Origin of the sequence: Sphingobium sp. MK2, assembly GCF_040170545.1 — a bacterium.
Lineage (GTDB): Bacteria > Pseudomonadota > Alphaproteobacteria > Sphingomonadales > Sphingomonadaceae > Sphingobium.
On the sequence record NZ_JAZDXA010000042.1, the window covers coordinates 1 to 23,641 of the forward strand.

25 protein-coding genes and 1 pseudogene are annotated in these 23,641 nt (G+C 57.9%); 8 read left to right on the top strand and 18 right to left on the bottom strand.

Annotation, left to right across the window (positions count from 1 at the left end; all coding sequences use genetic code 11):
• The first annotated feature begins 63 nt into the window (after positions 1–63).
• Both V2I08_RS20625 and V2I08_RS16555 read left to right on the top strand, forming a co-directional pair.
• Positions 64–459 carry a transposase gene (locus V2I08_RS20625; RefSeq protein ID WP_405053661.1) on the top strand — a complete coding sequence of 132 codons (396 nt, stop codon included), beginning with the start codon at positions 64–66 and terminating at the stop codon, positions 457–459.
• A gap of 58 nt (positions 460–517) precedes the next feature.
• Positions 518–754 (top strand): annotated as a pseudogene (locus V2I08_RS16555) (transposase); the annotation flags it as partial.
• Positions 755–1,183: 429 nt separating this feature from the next.
• Here V2I08_RS16555 and hcaB read toward each other — a convergent pair.
• The 18 genes from hcaB to V2I08_RS16645 form a co-directional block, all read right to left on the bottom strand.
• Positions 1,184–1,984 (bottom strand): 3-(cis-5,6-dihydroxycyclohexa-1,3-dien-1-yl)propanoate dehydrogenase, encoded by an 801-nt coding sequence (gene hcaB, locus V2I08_RS16560; protein ID WP_349636067.1) that lies wholly within the window; start codon positions 1,982–1,984, stop codon positions 1,184–1,186.
• A 39-nt stretch (positions 1,985–2,023) separates the two neighbouring features.
• Positions 2,024–3,523, bottom strand: a complete 1,500-nt coding sequence (locus tag V2I08_RS16565) for an aldehyde dehydrogenase (RefSeq protein ID WP_043152435.1) — start codon at positions 3,521–3,523, stop codon at positions 2,024–2,026.
• A gap of 18 nt (positions 3,524–3,541) precedes the next feature.
• Positions 3,542–3,823: a 2Fe-2S iron-sulfur cluster-binding protein gene (locus V2I08_RS16570; protein ID WP_141249587.1), complete on the bottom strand. Its 282-nt coding sequence runs from the start codon at positions 3,821–3,823 to the stop codon at positions 3,542–3,544.
• 1 nt (position 3,824) lies between these two features.
• Complete coding sequence (locus V2I08_RS16575) at positions 3,825–4,037, bottom strand: 2-hydroxymuconate tautomerase (protein ID WP_043152433.1); 213 nt, start codon at positions 4,035–4,037, stop codon at positions 3,825–3,827.
• Entirely contained in the window at positions 4,038–4,808 is a 771-nt protein-coding gene (locus V2I08_RS16580) for a 2-keto-4-pentenoate hydratase (RefSeq protein ID WP_043152431.1), read from the bottom strand. It abuts the gene before it with no gap.
• Positions 4,809–4,817: 9 nt separating this feature from the next.
• Positions 4,818–5,849, bottom strand: coding sequence for a 4-hydroxy-2-oxovalerate aldolase (dmpG, locus tag V2I08_RS16585; protein WP_169575282.1), 1,032 nt, complete (start codon positions 5,847–5,849; stop codon positions 4,818–4,820).
• On the bottom strand, positions 5,846–6,784 hold the full coding sequence (locus V2I08_RS16590; protein ID WP_169575285.1) for an acetaldehyde dehydrogenase (acetylating): 939 nt from the start codon (positions 6,782–6,784) through the stop codon (positions 5,846–5,848). Before V2I08_RS16590 ends, dmpG begins: the two co-directional genes overlap by 4 nt.
• 22 nt (positions 6,785–6,806) lie before the next feature.
• The gene (locus tag V2I08_RS16595) at positions 6,807–7,619 is read right to left on the bottom strand and encodes a fumarylacetoacetate hydrolase family protein (protein WP_169575281.1); all 813 of its coding nucleotides are present in this window, start codon (positions 7,617–7,619) and stop codon (positions 6,807–6,809) included.
• A 4-nt stretch (positions 7,620–7,623) separates the two neighbouring features.
• Complete coding sequence (locus tag V2I08_RS16600) at positions 7,624–9,108, bottom strand: 2-hydroxymuconic semialdehyde dehydrogenase (protein ID WP_096063922.1); 1,485 nt, start codon at positions 9,106–9,108, stop codon at positions 7,624–7,626.
• Positions 9,109–9,147: 39 nt separating this feature from the next.
• Positions 9,148–9,567, bottom strand: coding sequence for a heme-binding protein (locus V2I08_RS16605; RefSeq protein ID WP_349636068.1), 420 nt, complete (start codon positions 9,565–9,567; stop codon positions 9,148–9,150).
• A gap of 14 nt (positions 9,568–9,581) precedes the next feature.
• The gene (locus V2I08_RS16610; protein WP_043152429.1) at positions 9,582–10,505 is read right to left on the bottom strand and encodes a catechol 2,3-dioxygenase; all 924 of its coding nucleotides are present in this window, start codon (positions 10,503–10,505) and stop codon (positions 9,582–9,584) included.
• Between the two features lie 20 nt (positions 10,506–10,525).
• Positions 10,526–11,377 carry an alpha/beta fold hydrolase gene (locus V2I08_RS16615; RefSeq protein WP_169575280.1) on the bottom strand — a complete coding sequence of 284 codons (852 nt, stop codon included), beginning with the start codon at positions 11,375–11,377 and terminating at the stop codon, positions 10,526–10,528.
• A gap of 178 nt (positions 11,378–11,555) precedes the next feature.
• The gene (gene gstA / locus V2I08_RS16620; protein WP_043152427.1) at positions 11,556–12,161 is read right to left on the bottom strand and encodes a glutathione transferase GstA; all 606 of its coding nucleotides are present in this window, start codon (positions 12,159–12,161) and stop codon (positions 11,556–11,558) included.
• Positions 12,162–12,203: 42 nt separating this feature from the next.
• Positions 12,204–12,683: an aromatic-ring-hydroxylating dioxygenase subunit beta gene (locus V2I08_RS16625; protein WP_169575279.1), complete on the bottom strand. Its 480-nt coding sequence runs from the start codon at positions 12,681–12,683 to the stop codon at positions 12,204–12,206.
• Complete coding sequence (locus V2I08_RS16630) at positions 12,680–13,960, bottom strand: aromatic ring-hydroxylating dioxygenase subunit alpha (RefSeq protein ID WP_349636069.1); 1,281 nt, start codon at positions 13,958–13,960, stop codon at positions 12,680–12,682. The genes V2I08_RS16625 and V2I08_RS16630 overlap by 4 nt, the downstream gene beginning before the upstream one ends.
• Positions 13,957–14,979 (bottom strand): 4-hydroxythreonine-4-phosphate dehydrogenase PdxA, encoded by a 1,023-nt coding sequence (locus tag V2I08_RS16635; RefSeq protein WP_349636070.1) that lies wholly within the window; start codon positions 14,977–14,979, stop codon positions 13,957–13,959. Before V2I08_RS16635 ends, V2I08_RS16630 begins: the two co-directional genes overlap by 4 nt.
• Positions 14,963–15,457: an aromatic-ring-hydroxylating dioxygenase subunit beta gene (locus V2I08_RS16640; protein ID WP_051520062.1), complete on the bottom strand. Its 495-nt coding sequence runs from the start codon at positions 15,455–15,457 to the stop codon at positions 14,963–14,965. Before V2I08_RS16640 ends, V2I08_RS16635 begins: the two co-directional genes overlap by 17 nt.
• Positions 15,454–16,866 carry an SRPBCC family protein gene (locus tag V2I08_RS16645; protein WP_349636071.1) on the bottom strand — a complete coding sequence of 471 codons (1,413 nt, stop codon included), beginning with the start codon at positions 16,864–16,866 and terminating at the stop codon, positions 15,454–15,456. The genes V2I08_RS16640 and V2I08_RS16645 overlap by 4 nt, the downstream gene beginning before the upstream one ends.
• Before the next feature lie 301 nt (positions 16,867–17,167).
• Between V2I08_RS16645 and bphC the strand changes: the two genes are divergently transcribed.
• The 6 genes from bphC (at position 17,168) to V2I08_RS16675 (ending at position 23,602) form a co-directional block, all read left to right on the top strand.
• A complete protein-coding gene (bphC, locus tag V2I08_RS16650; RefSeq protein WP_043152420.1) occupies positions 17,168–18,067 on the top strand; it encodes a biphenyl-2,3-diol 1,2-dioxygenase in 900 nt (299 codons plus the stop codon).
• Between the two features lie 53 nt (positions 18,068–18,120).
• Positions 18,121–18,447 (top strand): non-heme iron oxygenase ferredoxin subunit, encoded by a 327-nt coding sequence (locus V2I08_RS16655; protein WP_349636072.1) that lies wholly within the window; start codon positions 18,121–18,123, stop codon positions 18,445–18,447.
• A gap of 1 nt (position 18,448) precedes the next feature.
• A complete protein-coding gene (locus V2I08_RS16660) occupies positions 18,449–18,937 on the top strand; it encodes an aromatic-ring-hydroxylating dioxygenase subunit beta (RefSeq protein ID WP_051520061.1) in 489 nt (162 codons plus the stop codon).
• 21 nt (positions 18,938–18,958) lie between these two features.
• The gene (locus V2I08_RS16665; protein WP_043152416.1) at positions 18,959–20,221 is read left to right on the top strand and encodes a Rieske 2Fe-2S domain-containing protein; all 1,263 of its coding nucleotides are present in this window, start codon (positions 18,959–18,961) and stop codon (positions 20,219–20,221) included.
• Positions 20,218–20,805, top strand: coding sequence for a 2-hydroxychromene-2-carboxylate isomerase (locus tag V2I08_RS16670; protein ID WP_096064000.1), 588 nt, complete (start codon positions 20,218–20,220; stop codon positions 20,803–20,805). Before V2I08_RS16665 ends, V2I08_RS16670 begins: the two co-directional genes overlap by 4 nt.
• Before the next feature lie 352 nt (positions 20,806–21,157).
• On the top strand, positions 21,158–23,602 hold the full coding sequence (locus V2I08_RS16675) for a TonB-dependent receptor domain-containing protein (protein WP_349636073.1): 2,445 nt from the start codon (positions 21,158–21,160) through the stop codon (positions 23,600–23,602).
• Positions 23,603–23,641: the final 39 nt, after the last annotated feature.

A 23,641-nucleotide genomic window follows, 5' to 3' on the forward strand; every position in this document is an offset into this window, starting at 1 on the left:
GCCGTCCACATATGGCGCATCATGACAATTGGACGCCGCAAATGGGCACGTGGGTCGTGATCAATGCAGGTTGGTATTACACATGGCACAGCAAGCTGCGACAGGCTCCTCACCCCGTTCAGCGATACACTCTGCCGGGACGATGCGCGGTTCGTCGATGCCGTCCGCGCCGCCTCGCCCATTATCGCGGAATCTGCCGACCTCGCGCGGCGTTTCTACGCCATACTGATCGGACGCGAAGCCGTAGAGTTCGAGCCATGGCTCGCCCAGGCACTTGGAAGCGCCATCGCTTCGTTCGCGCGCGGCCTCCGGCGCGATATTGATGCGGTGCGCGCCGCATTGATTTTGCCGTGGAGCACTGGACCGGTCGAAGGCAAGATCAACAAGCTCAAGCTGATCAAGCGTTCCATGTACGGCCGGGCTGGCCTCGACCTGCTCCGGGCGCGTATCATGGCATGACACCTGCACCAAAATTGCGGGAGAGCCCCGTTCCGGGGAAAATTACAGTGCCGTTGACAACACCGCCGCGTTCTGGCTGATGTGGCGCATCCCGCAGGAAATCCCCAAGGCCACCGCGCCCAATACCACCACTCTGGCCACCGCCGAGTTCACGACGCTGCGCGTGCGGCTGCTCCAGGTCGCCGCCCGCGTCATCAAGAATGCCTCACGCATCCGGGTTGCGTTCGCATCCGCCTGCCCCGACGCCGCCCTCTTCCGGTCTATCGCCCTCGCGCTCAGGCCCACTCCGGCATAGCCGACGCGGCCGCGCCGCCGAAAGCCTCAACCCCGTCCATCAACCTTGCAAGCCTCTCGACCACCAGCGATGCAACAGGCGCAGCGGACACGCTCGCCTTGATCAAGCCGACAGTGCCGTCGGGTGCCAAACGCGACCAAATACGGCACCGTCATGAATGCGAGGGGTTAAATCGCCACGCGTCCGCCTGGCGATGCTCATTGGCGCGATCTTACTGCTCACTGGTCTCCTTGACGTCCGGCGAGATCCTCGTCGCCCCCAGATATTAACACCGACATTGTCGTTTCCGGCCCGCCTGCTCACATCATTCGAACAGCGGAAAGCAACAGTCAATCGCGCAGTCCGTTCCGGATCCGTTCTACGAGTTTGCCGCTTTTCAACCTATGACGTCAATGGGCCTTTTAATGACCCTGGCTGAGTGCAGAGTACTCAACCATCAGGACGATTGCCGATTCCGCTACCGCCATCACTGAGCAGCACAGTGCCAGTCATGTACGAAGAGTCCCGGCGCGAAGCCAAAAGCGCGTAAAGACCAGCATGGTCGGCTGGTTCGGCTATCCGCCCGAGCGGGGTCATGCTGGAAATCATTTCGTCAAGCCCGGGCATCTGTTCCATCTTCATTTCTGCAAAGCCACCCGTCTGAGTACCGCTGAGTGGAGTCCGGGTCCCTCCCGGTGCAACGCCGTTAACCCGGATTTCGGGTGCCAGTTCCCAGGCCAGTTGCTTGATCAGCCCGAGTACTGCGTGCTTAGAGGCGACGTATAGCGTGCCGCCGCCTCCGGTATAATAACTCGAGGTCGAGGCCGTGAAAATGATGCTTCCCTTAACCTTCCTGAGTTCGGGGATGGCGGCGCGGGCACCAAGAAAATAACCCTTCAGGTTGACGTCGAAGATTTCGTCGAAGACCTTGCCGAGTTGCTCGGGATCCTGCTGTTCGAGCGGGACCATAAAATCCCAGATCCCAACGTTCCCGACAAATACATCGAGCTTGCCGAAAGCCGCCACGGTTTCCGCCACGGCGCGGGCATTGTCTGCATAGGAACGCACGTCTCCCGCCACGGCCACCACGCTGTCCCCATGCCGCGAACGTACGAGTTCTACCTGCTCATCGTCCTTGACCAGGACGCCAACCTTGGCGCCCTCCTCAATATAACGCGCGACCACCGCCGCCCCGATCCCGGTGGCGCCACCGGTAAGTAGCACCACCTGTCCATCAAGCCTGTTAGACAATTTTCTCTCCTCCGCCTCCGGTTATCGATCAGTCTGGGATTAATGATCGAACATCCCGGTGCGACCTTCTTGCAAGTTCACCACGACCGACTTGGTCTGGGTGTAGTGGTTGAGCACTTCATGGCTGAACTCACGACCGAACCCGCTCTGCTTGTAGCCGCCGAGTGGCATGTTGGCCTTCAGATTGTAGTAGCGGTTGATCCACACCGTGCCGGTTTCGAGCTTGCGTGCCATGCGGTGCGCGCGCGCAATGTCGCGGGTCCAGATACCACCGGCTAGGCCGTAATTGGTATCGTTCGCCACCTTCATCATGTCGTCTTCGTCCTTCCAGCTAATCACGCTGGTAACGGGGCCGAAGATCTCTTCACGCGCAATACGCATCGAGTTGTTGACGTTGGTAAAGACCGTCGGCCTGATGAAGTTCCCATCGGCAAGCTTGTCGTTGCGGCTGCCGCCGGTCAGAACGTTGGCGCCTTCTTCCGTCGCCAGTTCGAGGTAGCTTACGACCTTGTCCATCTGCATCTGGGACGCCTGCGCGCCGAGCTGTGTGGCGAAGTCGAGCGGGTCGCCCTGGCGAATGCCTTCGAGTGCGACCTTGAACTTGGCGAGGAATTCATCCTGGATCGACTCGTGCAGGAACAGTCGCGATCCGGCCAGGCAAACCTCGCCCTTGTTGAGCACGGTCGACATCGTGGCGCTTTCGACCGCGGCATCGATATCGGCATCGGCGCAGACGATGTGCGCGGACTTGCCGCCCAGTTCCAGCGTCTGCGGGATGATATTGGTGGATGCATACTGCATGATCCGACGGGCTGTCCCCACCGAACCGGTGAAGGCGACCTTGCGGACGTCCTCATGAGTCACAAGCGCCTCTCCGACGTCGGCACCATAGCCGGTGACCACGTTGATCACGCCGGGGGGCAGAAGATCGGCCATTTCCACGAAGAATTCGATCACCGAAAGGCAGACCGTCTCGGCGGGTTTAAGCACAACCGTGTTACCCGAAGCGAGCGCGGGCGCGATCTTGCAGGCCATCATCAGCATCGGAACGTTCCACGGGATAATCTGCGCGCAGACCCCCAACGGCTCGCGATGAACGATGCCGACGGCATCGGGATAATCCATGGTCTGGCCATGGAGGCCGTACGCAGCGCCCGCGAACAATTCGAACTGGCCGATTGCCTGGGGCATGTCGAAATGCATCGATTCGCGGATCGGTTTGCCGTTGTTCAACGTTTCGAGCGTCGCGTAATGCTGATGCCGTGCCTTGAGTCGGCGCGCGACCTCGATCAAAATTTCCTGGCGTTCGGCGGCCGAACTATCCGCCCACTTCGGGAAAGCAGCCTTCGCGGCGGCCACTGCGCGCTGGATATCCTTGGCATTGCCAGCCTGGATTTTGGTCAGCACCGCCCCGGTGGCAGGGTTAATCAGGTCGATCGTCTTTCCGCTATCACTGGAAATCCACTCGCCGCCGATAAAGTGACCGTATTCACTCTTAATTCCGTACTCGTTAGTACCACTTTTCAACTGTGTAGCCATTGCATCTCTCCTTAGAATTCATCCAACTTCGATCAAAAGGTCGCTCACCGGAAACACTCTGCAGGCTAGGGCAAAGCCCGCCGCACGCTCGGTCTCCGAAATCTTCGCCACGCTCATCTTACCGGTCGTGTAATCTCCGCCGACCACCCTGACCCTGCAAATTCCGCACCCGCCGCCACGGCAACCAACGCCGATATCGCTCGATCCGCATCGCTCCATGGCAAGCAAGATCCGCTCGTCCTCACCGCAGCTGAACTCTCCGCCGCCGACGATCCGGATCCGGTGCAGCCCGGTTGTCACGCTATACCTTCTCAGCTGCCTTTGCAGCCGCTTTCGCCGCAAAGGACTGTCCGCCGACCGCGAAGTGGCCGCTCGGCATCTCGCGCAAGATAATGCGAACTGATTCACGCGGCGCCCCAATCGAAGTGATGGCAGCATCGGTCAGGGCTTGGATCAGCCGTTCTTTGTCGTCCGTCGATCTACCCTCGAGCATGTTGACCTCGATGATTGGCATTCACGCCTCCACCTGAAACATTACGGCACCAAGCCCCTGGATACTCGTGCGGACGGTTTGACCGGGCGCGAGATTGGGAGCGGCGGTGATGCCACCTGCCATCACGATGTCGCCTGCTGAGATTTCTTCTCCGCCTTCAGCGACAAGTCGCGCTGCGGCGACCAACGACCGCAAGGGATGGCCGAGAATAGCTGCAGTCGAACCGACCTCGATCACATGGCCGTCGATTTCGAGAATAACCCCGAGGTTCGAGAAATCCTTGGCCGGATCGTTCCATTGTCCGATCACAAGGCCAGAGGACGAGGTATTGTCGGCAATAACATCGGACAAAGCGAACTTGAAGTTCTCGTACCGGCTATCAATGATTTCCATTGCCGGAGCAATCGCTTCGACCGCCGCCAGTGCCTCCATCGCTGTGACCTTTCCGGAAAGTGGTGCCTTCATAAGGAAGGCCACTTCCGGTTCAACCCGTGGGTGAACGAAACGTGCGCGAGACATCGACGCGCCTTCCTCGATCAGCATCGCGTCGGTCAGGCGGCCCCATGCCACCTCGTCGACCCCGACCTGCAGCATCTTGGCCCGGCTCGTCAGACCCATCTTGACTCCGATTCGGCGTTCACCGCGGCTGAGGCGACGATCGACCGACAGCTTCTGCACCAGATAGGCATCTGCCACACTCAGATCGGGTTCGGTATCCGTGAGTTGGGGCGTTGCGCGCGCATGAAGCGCCGCGCTGTCCAGAATTTCCGCGTAACGTTCAATCTTGTTCATTGCCATCGCCTATGCTGCCCGCACAGAAACGAGATCGAGCGCAACATCGACAATCATGTCTTCCTGCCCGCCAACCATACGCCGCTTACCCAGCTCGATCAGAATTTCGCGGGTGTCGAGGCCGTATTGTTCGGCCGCCTTTTCCGCGTGACGAAGGAAGCTTGAATAGACACCGGCATAACCCAGGCTCAGCGTCTCGCGGTCGACCCGCACCGGGCGATCCTGAAGTGGACGGACCAGATCTTCCGCTGCGTCCATTAGTGCCATCACGTCGCATCCATGCTTCCAGCCCTTTCGGTCGGCCGCAGCAACGAACACTTCGAGCGGGGCGTTGCCCGCCCCTGCCCCCATGCCTGCAAGGCTGGCATCGATCCGTACGGCGCCTTCCTGAGCGGCAACGATCGAATTCGCGACTCCGAGCGACAAATTGTGGTGAGCATGCATGCCGCGCTGGGTTTCTGGCTTGAGAACGCGTTCGTAAGCCCGCAGCCGATCGCGCACACCGTCCATGTCGAGCGCCCCGCCGCTGTCGGTGACATAGACGCAGTGTGCGCCATAGCTTTCCATCAGCAAGGCCTGCTGGGCCAGCGCCTCGGCGTCGATCATGTGGCTCATCATCAAAAAGCCCGATACATCCATACCAAGATCGCGGGCGATACCGATATGCTGCTTGGCAACGTCTGCTTCGGTGCAATGGGTTGCGACTCGTACCGAGCGAACACCCAATGCGTAAGCGCGACGAAGCTCTTCGACAGTGCCGATGCCAGGCACCAGCAGCGTGGTCAGCACCGCCCGTTTGATCACGTCGGCTGCCGCCTCGATCCATTCCCAGTCGGTGTGGGAGCCAAAGCCATAATTGAATGACGTGCCGTTGAGACCATCGCCGTGCGACACTTCAATGGCGTCGACACCGGCATCGTCCAGGGCCTTGGCGATCGTGCGGACACTGTCGGTGCCGTACATGTGGAGGATGGCGTGCATCCCGTCACGCAGCGTGACGTCCTGGATGTAAAGCTTGTCGGTTTCAGGGTTGAAGGTCATGCTGCCACCTCTTCTAGGTTCTGCATTGCAAGCCGCTCGCCGGCCGCCTTGGCCGCAGCGGTCATAATGTCGAGGTTGCCGGAATATTTTGGCAGGTAATCGCCCGCCCCCTCTACCTCGAGGAAAACACTGGTCTTGAGACCGTCGAACTCGCCATAGCCAGGAATCTTGAGGGGCCGGTTCGAGCCGAACCGTTCGAACTGCACTTCCTGCTTGAGGCGATAGCCGGGGACGTAGGACTGAACGGTCTCCACCATGTCCAGAACCGACTGGCGGATAAGGTCCTCATCGACCTGATCGGTCAGCGTGAAGATCGTGTCGCGCATGATCATCGGCGGCTCTGCCGGATTGAGGATGATGATCGCACGCCCGCGGCCCGCACCGCCGACGATCTCGATCGCCTTGGCCGTGGTCCGGGTGAATTCGTCGATATTGGCGCGTGTTCCCGGTCCCGCCGAGCGCGATGAAACTGATGCGACAATCTCAGCGTAATGGACCGGAGTAACGCGCGCGACGGCGGCTACGATCGGGATGGTAGCCTGGCCTCCGCAGGTGACCATGTTCACGTTGCGGACGCTGCTGTCGAGCACATTTCCTACCGGGGGCACGAAAAACGGCCCCAAAGCAGCCGGCGTCAGGTCGACGACCAGCTTCCCGTCCTGCTGCAGCGCGGCATCATGCTCCTTGTGGGCGTAAGCCGAGGTTGCATCGAAGACGATTCCGATCTCCGGATAAACCGGCAGCTTACGCAGCCCGTCCATCCCCTCATGGGTGGTCGTCACACCGCGCTCGCGGGCCATCGCCAGCCCCTCCGATGCTGGGTCGATGCCGACCACCGCAGCGAGTTCGAGCACATCCGAACCCTTGAGCATCTTGATCATCAGGTCAGTACCAATATTGCCTGAGCCGATGATCGCACATTTCATCTTGGGCATACGCTTGCCTTTCATCCAATCCTCAGTTGCCGTCCGCGGCGAATTCTGCGCGAACTGTTCCAACTCCATTGATTCTCGCCTCGACGACATCGCCGCGGTTTACCCCGGCCATCGGACCGAGCGCACCAGACAGGATCACGTCGCCTTCAAGCATCGGCCGACCGACCCGCGCCATGACCCGTGCCAGCCACAATGCTGCGGTGATCGGGCTGCCCAGGCAGGCGATACCAGCGCCGACCGAAATGGGTTCGCCCTTGATCTCCATCACCATGCCGCATTCACGCAGATCGAGCCCATCGAGCTTGCGCGGAACCGCGCCCAGCACGAACAGCCCGCTCGAGGCGTTATCGGCCACGGTGTCCCAGATGCGGATGTCCCAATTGGCCACCCGGCTGTCGACGATCTCGATGGCCGGCACGACATATTCAACCGCGCGGATCATTTCTGCGGTCGTCAGATCGGGATGCGGCAGGTCGCGACCGATGACAATCGCGATCTCGGCTTCGACCTTGGGCTGGATCACCTGATTGAGCGAGATCGGTATGCCTTCGGGCACGTCCATATCGGCAAACAGCATGCCGTAATCGGGCTGGTCGACGCCAAGCTGCCGCTGGACCGCAAGCGAAGTGAGGCCGATCTTGCGGCCTACCAGTCTTCGTCCGCTGTCGACATAGTGCCGGGTATTGACCTCCTGCACGGCATAGGCAGCATCAACCCCGCCCGCCGAAATGAGATCGCGAACCGGCGCCACGGGTGTTCCGCTTGTCGCGGCTCCACGCAGCATTTCGGCGGCTTGTTGAATGACCCGAGGGTCTATCGTGGTTTCCATGGTCATAATCTCAGAGCTTCACGCAAATGTTTGCGGTTTCGGTGTAGAATTCGAGGCTGTGGACACCACCCTCCCGGCCGATCCCGGAATGGCCAGACCCGCCAAACGCCGTGCGCAGATCGCGCAGGAACCAGCAATTGACCCAGCACACACCGACCTGCATCGCCGCTGCCACCCGGTGCGCGCGCGAAACGTTTTCGGTCCACACGGTCGCGCACAATCCGTAGTCGGTGTCGTTGGCCAGCGCGATAACCTCGTCTTCGGAGTCGAACGGGATTACCCCGCAGCACGGACCGAAGATTTCCTCGCGGATCACCGTGGCATCGTGCGCAAGTCCGGTCCACAGCGTCGGCTCCACGTAGAAGCCGCCCGCCTGATCGCCTTCGACTTTCGGAACGCCGCCGCCGGTGACAACCGTCGCCCCTTCTTCGACCGCTTTCGCGTAATAGCCTAGCACCTTATCGCGGTGCTCTGCGCTGCTCAACGGCCCAAGGTAGGCCGGATCGCCCATGGAACCGGGCTTGAATGCCTGCGCCGCCAGCGTCATCCGCCGGACGAACTCATCGAACAGCGGCCGCTCGACATAGACCCTCTCTGTGCCGAGACAGACCTGCCCGGTGTTGAGGAAGACCGAGCGTGACAGGCCCTCAATCGCCTTGTCGAGATCAGCGTCGGCGAAGACGATCGCCGCATTCTTGCCGCCGAGCTCGAAAGAAACGTCGCGGACCCCGACTGCAGCCTTTTGCATGATCGCCTGCCCGGTTCCGGTCTCGCCGGTAAAAGTGATCGCATCGACATCCTTGTTGGAGGTCAGAAACTCGCCTGCCGAGCCGCCGCCGAAACCATGGACGACGTTGTAGACGCCTTGGGGCATCCCTACCGCGTTCATGACTTCGCCTAGTAGCGCTGCTGTTCGGGGGGTTTCCTCCGAAGGCTTGACCACCACTGTGTTTCCGCAGGCTAGCGCCGGTCCGACCTTCCAGGTCATCAGCAGCAACGGGAAGTTCCACGGGCAGATCACCGCGATCACGCCCTTGGCCTTGCGCACGGCATAATTGATCGCCTGCCCACCATCGGGCGTCGGCGTGGTGAAGGATTCACCTGGCATCGTCGCGATAACGTCCGCGAACATGCGGAAATTCGCCGCGCCGCGAGGAATGTCGATGTGCGAAGCCACGTGACGGGGCTTGCCCGTATCGGCCACTTCGGCATCGAGAAAATCATCCGCACGGCGCTCGATTTCGGCGGCCACCGCGACGATCAACTTAACCCTCTCGGCAGTCGTCATCTTGCCCCAAGGACCATCAAGAGCCGCTTTAGCGGCCGCCACTGCATCGGCGACATCGGCTTCGCTTGCCTCATAAACCGTGCCGATTGTTTGGCCCGTTGCCGGATTGACGTTGTCAAAGGTCTTTCCTTGGCTGCCCTTGCGATAGGAACCCCCAATGAAATTGAGTATGTGGTCGGCTACAGGTCGAGGCGAATTGGTAGTCATTTGATTTCTATCGTCCCAATGTATTATTGCACTGGCCGCTCACTGCTGCTCTGCGCCGATTGCGGAGAGGCCAGCGTTGGCGCAGGCAATGTCGAGTTCTTCAGATCCACCAGAGACGCCGATTGCACCGACGAATTCGCCATCGATAACGATGGGAAGTCCCCCGCCAAACATCACGATCCCCGGCTGAACGGTTATCCCGTCGCTCAGCGCCGGATTGCCCGAAACCATCTTGTACACGTCAGGCGTCGCAACCCGAAAGCTGGCGGCGGTATAGGCCTTGTCCTGGGCAATTTGTGACGAGGGAAAGGGTGTACCGCTCGCGCGCAGCAGAGCCGCCAGTTCGCCTCCTCCACCGATGATGGCGGCAACGACCGGGTAACCGGCTTCCTCGCCCTTGGCGACGGCGGCCGAAACCGCTTGTGCGGCCAAGCCGTGTCCGATTGTCCGGATTGTCACCAAACCGTCCATGATCAGGTGTTTACCGTCATGAAGCGTTCGTTCAGCGCCTTCTCGTAATAAAAGATCGCCTTACCCGCGTTTTCTGCCTGCCACATACGGCGCGGGTTGTCGGGGTAATAGATATAGCCGCCGCTGAACGTCTCGTTGCGGTTGCCCGACGGATCGAAGAAATAGATCGTCTGGCCGCGAGTGATCCCGTGGCGCGTCGGGCCGATGTCGAGCGAAATATCGTAGCGACTGATAATGTCAGCCGCGTGCCCAACATCGTTCCAGGATTCGAGGTTGAACGAAGTGTGGTGGATCCGGCCATCTTCCGGATAACCCAGAAAAGCGACATCATGGGCCTTGTTGCTGCATGAAAGGAAGATACCGAGACGTGCCCCGGTACTTTCGTCGACCAGTTCCTCGGTTACTGAGAAGTCGAGAACTTCCACGAAGATCTTGGCGCTCGCCGAGATGTCCACGCCGTTGAGCGCGCAGTGATCAAAGCGGGTTGCCCGCATGCCACGCGGTTCGGCTATCCAGACATCAGGATTGCGGACCGCCGGCCCGGTTTCGGACAGCTCCATTTCTGCGTATAGGTCAAACACATGCGCGGTCGGCGCGTTGAAGCGGATTTTGCGTCCGACACCCGGATCTTCGCCAGCGGGAATGACATCGACGTTCACTCCCGCATCGAGCAGGCGTTCGGCAAAATGATCAAGATCGGAGTCTTTCGCGACCTTGAACGCCATGCGGTCAAGCCCAGCGGTATCGGCTTCGCGCAGGATAATGCTGTGGCGGTCGAATTCGTCGAACGCCTGGAAGAAGGCACGCCCATCCTCGACGCTGACGAGATTGAGACCAATCCGGTCACGATAATGAACAATAGCCTCATCGAGATCGAGGACCCGCAGTTGCACATATCCAGGGCGAATTACACCGGTCAAAGCCATTTCAGTTCTCCTTGCATGCGTCAGCCCTTGAGGCCGTTGCTGAAAAATTCAGACACAACTCGGTTAAAGCTGACCATGCGCTCAATCTGGACCCAGTGCCCGCATTCGCCAAACACGTTCAAGTCAGCACGAGGCAGCAGCGTTGCCAAGCGCACGCTCGACTCCAGTGGAATAACCTCATCGAACCGGCCATGCAGCACCAGCATTTCGTGTTGCAGCGCCGCAATGTCTTCTTCGCGGCTTGCCAGCATCGCGATATTGGCTTGACGGTCCGCGCCGCCAAAGGTCGCATGATACGGTTCCTGTGCACCAGGACGCATACTTGCTTCGTATCGCGACTTGATCAGATCGTCGGTCAGCCTGCTGTGATCCCAGGCAAGATATTCGAGCGACGAGCGCATGGCCTCGACCGAGGGAACATAGCCCCAGACCTCATCGAGCGCTGGCGTGATCGGGAACTCAAGACCGGCCGGTCCCATAAGGACCGCCCGCTCGACTCGATGAGGATGCGCGATCGTGAAAGCCAGCGCAATGCCGCCACCGAACGAATTGCCCACCATTGACACCTTGTCGATGCCAAGCCCGTCAAGCAGGGCGGCAATCTGGTCGACCCAGATCTGCTTGTCTTCGATACGGCCCTTGGAATCGGAATAACCAAATCCGTACATGTCCGGCGCAATCACCCGGAACTGTTTTGCAAGAGCTGGCATATTGAGCCGCCAGTTAGCCCATGCCGTGACACCTGGTCCCGATCCATGGATAAGCACGACTGGCGGCCCTTCGCCCACATCATGGTAGTTGGTAACACTGCCATCGACTACCAGCGACTTGCCAATCTCGGGGCGTGGATCTTCTTTCGTTGCGGTGACCATATCTCTCCCGATCGCGCCTTTACCGCCTTCAAGCCTAAGCGCCTCCCGTCGTCTTGACGGCAAACATTATAGGCGGGCGCTAGAATCATTTTCAGCTTTATTGCACAAAACAGAACGCGTTGGCAATTAGCGAATGCGTTATACTCGCCGTATACCTGCGAGCGGTGCGCGAGCTACCTCATGCTAGGCCTTCGGCCTTTAGCGCTGCACCCACAGCGGGACGCTGCGCGATCTTGCCGGCATAAGTGCCGAGCGCGGGATATGCAGACATATCGATGCCCACATGTCCGGGCCATCCAAGCATCACGAATAGGTAGATATCGGCGACGCTGAACGAATCTCCGACGTAGTGATCGCGTCCGTCCAGCTCCTTGTCGAGCGCTGCCAGGTGATTCTTGACCAACACCGCGGCCGCCGCCTTGACCTCATCGGACGTTCCGGGAGTGAACAGGGGCACAAAGGCCTTGTGGAATTCCGAGCCGAGAAAGCTGAGGCGGCTCAACAGCTGATAGCGCTCAATGCTGCCCTCGGCTGGCGCCAAGCCGACTCCGGGATTTTGATCGGCGATATAGAGCAGAATTGCTGGGTTCTCGGTCAGGCTCTGACCGTTGTCCAGGGTCAGCGCCGGTACCTTCCCGGATGGATTAACGGCCAGAAAATCGTCGCCTGCTTCGGTTTTGCGGGTTGAGAGATCGACCTTGACCGCCTCGAAATCCGCGCCGGCTTCGCGCAGGGCAATATGCGGTGCAAGCGAACAGGCGCCCGGACTGATGAACAACTGCATTGTGTTTCTCCTCTTGTCTTTTGTCGGTAAAAATTACGGCCGTCAGATCGGGGTCGCCAGCAGGGTCGCGATCCGATGGGTGTCGTAGACGCACGTCCGGCTAATCAACCTTGCCGCGCCATCCTTGACCAGCAACCTGTCGATATACTTCCCGGCATTATAGATGCGCGTTTCACCGTCATTGCGGGTTTGCAGCACAGCATAGCTGGCCTCCGCCGTCACCGTGTTCCCGTCGCTCCCGGTCACCACCGCCCGAGAGATTAGATGACGACTGAAATGTTCGGGGAACACGTTGGCATGGCGCAGGGCCACCACGCGATCAACCAGCATCCCCTTGCTATCACAATACATCACTGCGGCAGGCAGGCCATTGTCGACATTCTCGCGAGCGATCACCTGGTAGAGGCAATCTTCAACAAAGAACTCGGGCCAATCTTCAAGGCGCCCGTCATCGAGGCATAGGCCGTAAGCGGCGTTCAGGGAATCGATCAGACCTTGCAGAACGGGATCGGCGATTGTCATGCTGGCACCCCCACTGTCGAGGCCGACAAGGCATCACCCATCAATTCCAGATACCCTTTCCAGAATCCACGCACGGCGTTCTCATCCATGCCCATCGGCGCGTAATATTCGCGCACATCGTCGCCACCCATTTCGATGAAATTAAACTTGCCTTCCGCCCCGATGGTACCCTGCTGGCAAAGCTCGACCGCTTCGCCGTCCTCCATCGATATCAGCCCGGAGGGCCCAACAAGATTCAGGTTGCGCAGGCGGTGCCGCGTTGTTTCCTCATCATCGTCGGCATAGCCAAAGTAAGTCCAGACCAGCTCTGTCTTGTCAGGGCCAAGCGTCACGATCTGACGGGTCGCCAGCGTGTTCTGGATTTGCTGCAACACCACGTTGGGGAACAGCGACTGGATGTGCAGCCCCACATCGTCGTCAATTTCGGGCCGGAATTGCAACAGTCTTTCATCCTGCAATTTCGTAGCTCCTTGCATCTCCCGATTGGCTTCGTCGCCGAACGACGTGTAATCGATGTTGCCCTTGGGCTTGGACACGGTAAAGACGTTATGGAAGCCCTGCTCGGTAAGTTCCCCCGCGCTGTCCTGGCTTTGGCGGTAAATGCCGAAGGTCGGGTAGAAAAGATGTAGCAAGGCTCCGTGATAGCTATCACGGCTGTTTTCGGAATAGAGCTTCCAGTTGCCAGACATATACTGACGCGCGTAGCCCAAAACCTTGATCGGGCGATGAAAAACCCGGTCGATATATTTGCGCATCACGGGGCCTAGAAAATCTTCGAGCGGCTCTATCTCGGACGAAAACGTGCCGAAAACCATGCCCTTGTAGCTCTCAACCCGCAGCTTCTCGAGCGAGTGATTGGCCGGATCGAAATCCTTGTCATAGCCGCCGACGCCCTTCATGCCGCGCCGGAACGGCACGCCAACCAGCGTTCCTTCGGAATCGTAAGCCCACTGGTGATAGACGCAGACGAAAGCGCCATCGGCCTGGTTACCGCGCAGCGAGCGGCACACGGTTGCCCCCTTGTGTGCGCAGCGGTTGACCCAGGCGAAAATCTTGCCGTCCTGACCGCGCACCAGGACCACTGGTGTTTCACCGACATGGCTCGTCCGAAAATCGCCTGCATTGGCAATTTCGGCTTCTAGTCCAAGGTAACACCAGGTGCGCCCTTTGAAGACGTTGCTCTGTTCCGCAGCGAAGATTTCGGGGTCGTGATAGACCTTATAGTCGATCGCCGTGGGGATTGATCGCTGGGCCTCGACCCATACTTGAGTGTTCATTTCGCTTCTCCTTCAAGTTCAAATCCCTGCCCAGATGCGAGCCGCCCACAGGTGCGCATCGCGCTGAGCATCATCGCCGCGTCCGCCTTGCCTGAACCGACAATGTCGTAGGCGGTGCCATGGGCGACCGACATGTGGAGATAGGGCGGCCCCATAATGATCACGCAATTGCCCGAAAATCCCCAGGTCTTGACAGCAATATGGCCCTGATCGTGGAACATCGCGAGAACCATGTCGTAACGGCCCTCGATGCACTGGCGAAAGACCGAATCCGGCGCGACCGGTCCTTCAACGGCGATGCCCATGGCCTTGGCCCGCTCGACACCCGGCACGATGGCCAGTCGTTCCTCATCGCCCATGGCGTGGGGATTGAGCCCGGCAACCGCAATGCGCGGCTTGGCAATGCCCCAGGACCGCATGGCATCATTCACCTGACCGATGGCCTTGGCCACCAGATCAGCGGAAATGACATCGATCACCTGACGCAAGGACAAATGATCAGTCAGATGCGCAACCCGCAAGGGGCCGGTCAGCAAAACGAGATAGCTCTCGCCGGGCGTGGGGCTGATAACCTTGTCCAGCTTGCCGGCCATCTTCAGCGAACCGCTACTGATCGGTCCCATGATCGTCGCCGCAAAGGATCCGTCTCGCGCCAGCGCATCAAGCTCATCAAGCCATTGCGCCGTCGCGTGCCCCGCCGCCTCAGTGTCTTCGCCCAGCGGCAGAACCCCGGCAAGCAAGGCACCCGTGTCGATCACGTCAATCACGCCCGGATCGTCACTGGGCGTCTCGAGCGACTTCATGGCACGCACGCGTGCTTTGACCCCAGTCATGTCGATGGCCCGTTCGACGGCGGCAGACGACCCGACCAGAACCGGGACCGACACCTCGTGAACCTGCCCGCTCGCAAGCGCCTTGACCGCAACCTGCGGACCGATCCCGGCAGGGTCGCCGATCAGCGTTCCAACGACCGGCCGTGCGCCAAGCGAACCCATTGGCCGGTCAGATACTGTAGACATCGAGCATCGTCCTTGCGACGTCGTTGATCACGATCGTCTTCTTGCGTTTGATCACAAAGGAATTTCCTGCTGGCGCAAGGTCGTAGTGCGCGGATCCGCTGTAAACGGTGACATCTCCCTCAAGCACCGAAGTGACGGTCCATGAGGTTCGCACCTGCAAACCAGCAGCGGTATCCTCGACCGACAGCAGCGTGAACATATGCTGCGTCCGTGGAGCAGGCGTACTGGATGAAGACCGACCGGTCCGGATGCGAAACACCCGATCTTCCAGCCCGCCCCGGTTATGATAATAGATCAGCGAGATTTCACGCTTCGGATCGGCGGTCAGGCGTTCACTATCATCCCAGGCAGGCACCCAATATTCAGCCTCCTCGTCGTAGAGCGACAACCAGGAATCCCAGTCCTTCTCGTCCAGCGCCTGGGCTTCTCGCCCAAGGAAGCGCAACACCGACAGCCATTTTGCATCGACGTCATTCACAAAACCGGCTCCTTGTCCCCAAACGCCATCAGTTCAGCGCCTTCGCGATCGATCGCCGAATTCATACGGTTCACCCACTCATCATGGATCGCGACATAAAGGCCTTCGTCAGCCACGGAGGGACTGCTGAGGACGGCGTCCACACCCAAGCCTGCACCAAAATGTCCAGCGTCCTTCTCCCACCTTGTGGCGCCACGCGACATGTCGTTCATCCGGCCTTCACCGGCAGCGAAACCGGCCTGGCAGTTGTTGAACTCGGTCAGGTCATCGGGCGTCGCCATGCCGCTGGCGTTGAAGAAGTCTTCATACTGCCGAAGCCGCAAGGCCCGGGCCTCAGCACTCTCACCAACAGGCGCGATGCAATAGGTCGTGACTTCCGTTTCATCGACCGAAATCGGGTGAATGATTCTGATCTGGCTACTGCTCTGGTCCATCAAGAACACATTGGGGAAAAGTTGGAGATTGCGGATCCGCTTGTTCATCCACAACGACTTCTCCTCTCCGTGTTTGGCAGTCAGCCAGTCAAGAATTTCAAAGTTCGGCCGGTCAATGAAGTTGGCGTAGTCCATCCACAGGACTGCATGACCATTCTCGAAAGAGAATGACCCACCATCCTGTCGATTGTAATTGGCCAAATCGATAGCTTTCGTATCGTTCTTAGATACGCCCAGCACACGCCTTTGAACGGTCATGAAGTAGTTCGCATGCACAGTGCTGACGTGGTATCCGTCCAGACCGTTTTCAACCTGCAACTTCCAGTTGCCCCGATAACGATATCGGGTCGCGCCAGGGATTACCTCAAGCTCTCCGGTCTTGGATTGATCGACCAGCAGATCGATGAACTTTTTCGACCCTGCAAGATAATCCTCAAGCGGCAAGACGTCGTCGGAAAGGCTGGCGAAGATGAAGCCGCGATAGCTTTCAAGGCGCGCAATTTGCGGCAGACCAAAATCAGCCTTGTCGAATCCAGGCGCGTAGCCACCAGCCGCCTCTTCCGTCACATCAAGCAACTCGCCTGCCGATGAATAGGTCCATCCATGAAACGGGCACATGAAATTCTTTTTATTTCCGGCCTTTTCACGGCAGACGCGCGCGCCCCGATGCGCGCAAGCATTCACCATTCCGCGAAGCACCCCCGTCTTATCACGGGCTATAATGACAGGCACTCTGCCAATTTTGGTTGTGATAAAATCGTTGGGCTTAGCGACCTGACTTTCATGCGAAACGAACACCCAGTTGCGTTCGAAGACATACTTAAGCTCAAGCTCGAAAATCTCGGGGTCGGTAAAAGCTGCACGATCTACTTTATAGACGCCGCGCGTTTCATCCTTGGCCAACCAGGATTGGAGCCGTCCCCGCAGGACCTGCAGGTTGGCGATACGCCCAACCAGTCGTTCTTTCGCGTTCATTACCTGTCTCTCCCGCATCGTCCTTTTGACCCGACGTCGCTTCTGCGATCACTTGGCCCCGGCGCCATTGCAAATGCCGGTCGCTGAACAGTTACCAGTTCGCCAATCACCTGTCGGCGAATCAACCAGCCAATGCCAGGCCGCTATCCTACCGCTGAAAATTATTCAGTGCAACGTATTGCACCCAGCGAAACATTCGCCTAATAGATTTTCCAGATTAGGTGCCGAAGCCGCATGTTTAGCGTCGTCGAGCATGCTGGACACAGCGCCAAAAAAGGCGGCAATTTTGGGAGAGCAGTCAATGTCATCGGTCAGCGAACTTGGATATCTCGGCATGTCAGTGACAGATCTCGATGCGTGGCGAGCCTACGCAGCAGAGGTTGCCGGAATGGAAGTCGTCGACGAAGGTGAGAGTGATCGCATCTATCTCCGGATGGATCTGTGGCATCATCGCATAGCACTTATCAAAGGCGACACTGACGATCTCGCGTACATGGGCTGGCGGCTTGGTGATCCGACCGAGTTCGAGGCAATGGTTGAAAAGCTGACCAACGCCGGGATAGCAGTGACTGTGGCGAGCGATGCCGAAGCCCGCGAGCGCCGCGTGCTCGGCCTGGCCAAGTTGACCGATCCCGGTGGAAACCCCACCGAAATCTTCTACGGCCCGCAAGTGGATGCCCACAAGCCTTTCCATCCCGGACGCCCCATGTTCGGCAAATTCGTCACCGGGTCGGAGGGGATCGGTCACTGCATCCTGCGCCAAGACGATGTCGAAGCCGCAGCCGCGTTTTACCGCCTGTTGGGGCTGCGCGGATCGGTTGAATACCAGTTGCATCTGCCCAACGGCATGGTGGCCATGCCGTACTTCATGCATTGCAATGAACGGCAGCACTCGGTCGCCTTCGGCCTCGGCCCGATGGAAAAGCGCATTAACCATCTGATGTTTGAATATACCGAACTGGACGACCTCGGGCTCGCCCACGACATCGTGCGCGAGCGTCAGATTGATGTCGCGCTTCAGCTCGGCAAGCATGCCAACGATTTGGCCCTCACCTTCTACTGCGCCAACCCTTCTGGCTGGCTGTGGGAATTTGGTTGGGGTGCTCGTAAGGCGCCTGCCCAGCAGGAATTCTACACCCGCGACATTTTCGGTCACGGCAATGAGGCCCAGGGGTACGGCATGGATGTTCCTCTCCAGTAAGCCGCCTCCAGACTGGCTGCTATATCAAATACATCAAAGGATTACGAAGCACGATGACAAGTAAGGTACGTCTTTGCCAGGTTGCTGACGTCAAGGATGGCGAACCGGTCGGAGTGTTTCTGGAGCAACTGCCCGCGCTGGCTGTCTACAACGTCGATGGTGATATCTTCGTGACCGACAACATGTGCACCCATGGAAACGCAATGCTGACTGATGGGTACCAAGATGGCGGCATCATCGAATGCCCATTTCATGGTGGATCGTTCGATATCGCCACTGGGGCGGCGAAGGCCTTTCCTTGCCAGGTTGCGATCAAGACTTACCCCGTCAGGATCGAAGACGGGTGGGTCTGCATCGATCAACTGGAAGGAGTGGCCTGAGATGGATCCGAACATTTCCGAGCGCCTTCGCTTGCAGTATCTTGCAACCGAAATCAACGCCATCCATGCCGAGTGGATAGATGATGATCGACTTGAGGAATGGCCAGAGCTGTTCGCGGACGACTGCATTTACAAGGTTATCGCGCGCGAGAACCATGACCGCAATCTGACCGTCTCGGCGATATTCTGCGATAGCAAAGGCATGCTGGTCGACCGCATCGTATCCTTGCGCAAAGCAAATATCTTTCCGGTGCACAGCTATCGTCATATTCTTGGGCCTACTCGCATCGTGTCAGAACACGAATTAAAGATCACGGCTCAAACAAATTACACCGTATTCATGACTCGAGCGGACGGTCGTACGGAAATATACAATTCCGGCAAATATATCGATGAAATCGACTGTAGCGGAGAGAAACCGCTCTTTACATCGAAAGTCGCTGTATTTGACACGAATGTCATAGATACAATGATGGTACGTCCAATATAAGCCGATTGTGAGATTTTACTTATGCCAGAAACAGTGCTTAAGGGTAGTCAAGATTCGGATGCATCGGACGTTGCCGGGTGCCGTGTACCGTATCGCGTATTCACCGATCCGGAATATTATCGGCGAGAGCAAGAGAATATCTTCCAGGGTGAAACATGGTCTTTCGTTGCCCTGGAAGCGGAAGTGCCCGAACCGGGAGACTTCAAATCAACCTTCGTGGGCGAGACTCCGGTCATAGTGACCCGTGCCAGTGACGGTAAAGTGCATGCCGTGGTCAATCGTTGCGCGCACCGCGGTGCACTGGTTTGCCGCGAAGTGCGCGGCAACCGCCCAAATCTGGAATGCGTATACCATCAGTGGGCCTATGATCTGGAAGGCAATCTGATCGGAGTCCCATTCCGGCGTGGCCTCAAGGGTCAGGGCGGCATGCCCGGTGACTTCGACATGAAGCAACACGGCCTGAGAAAGCTCCGTGCGGAAAGCATTGGCGGTCTGGTTTTCGCCAGTTTCTCTGAAACCGTTGAACCGCTGCGTGACTTTTTGGGGCCGATCGTGATCGAGCACATCGAGCGCATCATGTGCAAGCCAATCAAGGTGCTGGGCGACCAGCGCCAGCATGTGCATGGCAACTGGAAGCTCTACGCCGAAAACACGCGCGACCCATATCACGCAAGCCTACTCCACCTGTTCCACAACACATTCGGATTATACCGCTCGACACAGACGGGCAAAAGCGTGATGGACGCGAACAAGCGTCATTCGCTGCTTTACTCGATCGCTGCCAGCAACGACGATGCCGCGGATAAGCAGGCCTATGGGGATTCTCGCACCTTTAACACCGATTTCAAGCTGCAGGACATGTCGCTCCTTAAAGGTCGGCAGGAATTCGATGATGGCATAACCCTCGTTATCCTCGCAGTGTTCCCGAATCTGGTGCTCCAGCAGATTCAGAACACCCTGGCGGTGCGGCAGATACTAACCAAGGGCACCGACGGCTTCGAGCTTGTCTGGACCCATTTCGGCTACGCTGATGATGATGCCGAGATGCAGGCTATCCGGCAAAAGCAAACCAACCTGATCGGTCCGGCCGGGCTGATCTCCATGGAAGATGGTGAAGCTGTCGAAATCGTCCAAAGGGCCGTCATTGGCGAAATGGAAGCAGAATCTTACATCGCCATGGGCGGAGGCCGTGCGGACGATGCAGATCACCTGGTCACCGAGGGCTCAATCGTTGGATTCTGGGAAAACTACGAAAAGCTAGTGGGTTACGGAGCCGCGTCATGACCAAAAAGATCGATTTCTATTTCGATTTCATCAGTCCGTTCAGCTACCTCGCGCAGGCGAAACTGCCTGATTTGGCCCGCAGGACCGGCTGCCTGATCGAATATTGGCCGATCGACATTCCGGAGGCGAAGATTGCTGCCGGAAACTATGGCCCGTCCAACCGCGAAGTTGTTCCCAAGATAAAGGTCCTGATGGCCGATTTGGAGCGCTGGGCGGTCAAGTACGGGGTACCTTTGACGTTTCCCGCGAGCTTCGCCTGTTCGGATTGGAACTGTGCAGCGCTTTATGCCCGCAGCCAAGGCCGGGCGGAAGCATTTGTTAGTGCCGCGTTCCACCGAATCTGGGGGATCGGGATTGATCCGCGCGATCGGAATGAGTTGCGCGGCTGTGCCGAAGACGTTGGATTGGACGCAGATGCATTGTGCGAATTCGTCGCTTCACCCGCGGGCCGGGGCGAATACCGCAAGGCCCGTACGCAAGCCTACCAGCGAGGCGTATTCGGCGCGCCGATGATGTTTGTCGATGATCAGATATTCTGGGGCAACGATCGCCTCGATTTTCTTGAAAGTTATCTTCTTGATTAAAATTCAAATTATGAAGTTTATAAAAGATTAATATGGATGGGAGCTTCCGAGGTGTGGGTCCAAAAACCATCGTCGCTCTCGACAGCATGGCGTTTGGCCGCGCTCGATGCAAAGTCGCACGTATTTAGCGTCGTAAAGGCTGCTTTCAGAGATAGGGTGTTGGGTGCAATGAAGGAAGCTTTCCTTTACAATTTTAAGAAACTCGTAGCCCCGCTTTTGGCAGCGTAGTGTGGTCGATAGGAAGCCCCCAGTTAGCATGACCGCTCTAAAAAAGAAGCTTTTGATCCCAATTCCTCTTATAATCTTATTCGTTCCAATGATTTAATTAAAACAAGTATTTAGGGAGATGGAAATGAACCAGAATAGGCACAGAATATTTCTTTTGGCTGGCAGCGGTTTAGCTATGGTCGTGTCATCCGCCCCCGCTTGGGCGCAAGATGCGGCAAATGTCCAAGCAGCCGTCGAACAGAGCAGTGGAGGTCTCGATGAAATTGTGGTGACCGCACGCAAACGTGAAGAAAATGCGCAAGACACCCCAATCGCAATTACTGCGATGAGCGGTGACATGATTGAAGGTCGGCAGATATCCAACGTCGCGCAGGTTGCATCCTACGCGCCGAACGTCGCTATCCAGCCAGTTGCGAATATCTCTGGATCAAGCGCGTCACTCACCGCTTTCATCCGTGGTGTGGGGCAAACTGACTACAATATCACGGTAGACCCTGGCGTGGGCATCTATGTTGATGGTGTCTATGTGGCGCGGTCGGTTGGCGGTCTCTTGGAAATGGCCGACATCCAAAGTGTACAGATCCTTCGTGGGCCCCAGGGAACGCTCTTCGGCAAGAACACCATTGGCGGCGCGATCATCGTCAACAGCCGCGAGCCTTCCAACGAGTTTGAGCTCAAGCTCGAGGCCGCTACCGGTCGGTTCAATCGGGCGGACATCAAGGGGATCATTAATATTCCCATCAGCGACACGCTCGCCATGCGAGCGGTCGCATCCTATGAAACGCGCGACGGCTACCAGTTGCGGCTGGTTGACGGTGACCGGCAGGGCGACAAGGACAGTTTCTCAGGACGCGTAGCCTTCAAGTGGGAACCAAGTGATGTTTTCACCGCGACCTTGGCAGGCGACGTTAACATTCGTCGCGAAGGGACCGCCTCAAATACTCTTATCGAAAACCGGGATTCGCCCGATCTGTTGCAGTTCGTCACCACTCCCAACGGTACGTTCGCTTTCCCAAGTGCGAATTTTGGATACAACAAGCTCGGCGGCGGGGCCGGTCAGTGCGGTGCGCCCGGCGAACTGGCACCCCTTGATAATCCCAACTGTGTCTCCTCTCGCTGGGTTACCGGTGACATCGACACGACATGGGCTGGCAGCAACAACCAGTCCGATTTCGACCTTTGGGGTACAAACCTCACGCTGGAGTATAATTTAGGGAATCTGACCCTGAAATCGATCAGCGCCTATCGCGAACAAAATTCAATCATTGAGTCAGACTTTGACGCAACGCCACACGTGGTACTCCAGAATACCAACAAGCTCGACCTGTGGCAGGCCTCCCAGGAACTTCAACTGAACGGAAGTGTGCTGGACGACCGGTTGAAATTTACTCTCGGCGCGTATTACCTTAAGGAGAAGGGGTTCGGCGACGAGCTGCTGCAGTTTGGCTTCGCCGATTTCTTTAGCGGCGGCGGGATCGACAATGACAGTTACGCCGCCTTCGCTCAGGCGACATTTGAGGTTACGGACCGGCTTTCGATCACCCCGGGCATTCGCTACACTGACGAAACAAAGCGCTTCGATCCGTCTGTGCAAGTCATCACCGTCGATCGGACGGCCGGTTTGCCTGGCCCATATCCAGATGGTGTGTTCATCCAGTTTGCTCGCTGTATCACCGGACAGGCTGCGCCAGTGCTCGGGCCTGATGGGTTCCCCGATCCAACCTGCGTTCCCTCGGCAACCAATCCGGGCGGCAACCACGTTGTCCCCGCTGTCGAAGTTGCCGCCAAGGCCAAGGAGTGGACCCCGGCAGTGTCGGCAAACTACGAGTTCAGTGATGATGTCATGGGCTATGTCTCTTATTCGAAGGGATTCAAGAACGGCGGTTTCACCCAGCGTATCTTCCCGGGCGAACTGGTAACCCCCTCCTTCACGCCCGAATTCGTCGAATCCTACGAGGTCGGCCTCAAGACCGAGTTGTTCGATCGCCGCCTGCGGTTGAACATGGCGGTGTTCCAGTCTGATTATACCGACATCCAGATCGTCGTCAGCGAGGGCATTGCACCCAAGGCACGCAACGGTGGTGTCGGACGGATCAGAGGCTTTGAAATCGAGGGACAGGCTGCCCCGACCGATTGGTTGCGGATTGACTACGGCCTGGGCTATCTGGACGCTGGCTATCGCTCGGTGCTTGCGAGCGCGTTTCCTGTGAACATCGACTCCAAGTTCGCTATGGTGCCTGAATGGACAGGAACCGTTGCAGCGAATGCGACTGTGCTCGACAATGAAAACGGCAAGCTGGTACTCCGTGGTGATTGGTATCATCAGAGTTCAACTTTCAAGGACGCTATCAACAGCCCGCAACTTTTCCAACCCGCTTACAGCGTGTTCGGTGCGAACGCTTCATACACCCTCCCTGGAGATCATTTCACGATCACCGGAGGCGTTACCAATCTGACTGATAAGCGGTACATCCAAGGTGGCTTTGTCGATCTTGATGTGGCTGGTCTGGCAACTGCCAACTTTTCCCGCCCACGGGAATGGTTCCTCAGGGTCGGTTATGAATTCTAAAACTTAGGATCGGGGGGCGGCTTAACTTGCCGCCCCCTT